Annotated in this window: 1 protein-coding gene; it reads left to right on the forward strand. The window is 66.4% G+C overall.

Annotation, left to right across the window (positions count from 1 at the left end):
• A partial coding sequence (locus tag F0Q45_RS26565) for an HNH endonuclease signature motif containing protein (protein ID WP_149656658.1) occupies nt 1-604 on the forward strand: 604 nt, incomplete at both ends.

Below are 604 nucleotides of genomic sequence, written 5' to 3' on the forward strand. Positions count from 1 at the left end.
CATCACGCTGGGCAAACAAGACCTCGACGGGATGTCACGCCTCACGGGTTATCTGACCCCCGAAGCCCGCGCCACCCTGGAAGCGGTGTTGGCCAAGCTGGGCGCCCCGGGCAGGTGCAACCCCAGCGACGACACCCCGTGTGTGGACGGCACTCCCTCAGAACAGACGGTGCAGCGCGACACCCGCTCGGCAAGCCAACGCAGCCACGACGGGCTGCTGGCCGGGCTGCGCGCACTGTTGGCCAGCGGACAGCTCGGCCAGCACAACGGGCTACCCGCCAGCATTATCGTGAGCACCACCCTTCAAGACTTGGAGGCGGCCGCCGGCAAGGCGCTCACCGGCGGCGGCACCCTGCTGCCCATGAGCGATGTGATCCGGCTGGGTCGGCACGCGCGTCACTATCTCGCGGTGTTCGACCACGGCAAGGCCCTAGCGCTCTACCACAGCAAAAGACTGGCCAACCCAGCCCAACGAATCGTCTTGTACGCAAAAGACCGCGGCTGCACCGCACCAGGCTGCGATGTGCCCGGGTATTACTCCGAGGTGCATCATCTCACCCCCTACGCGCAGTGCCCCATCACCGACGTCAACGACCTGACCTTC

The organism is Mycobacterium simiae, from assembly GCF_008370645.1.
Classification (GTDB): Bacteria; Actinomycetota; Actinomycetes; order Mycobacteriales; family Mycobacteriaceae; genus Mycobacterium; species Mycobacterium simiae_A.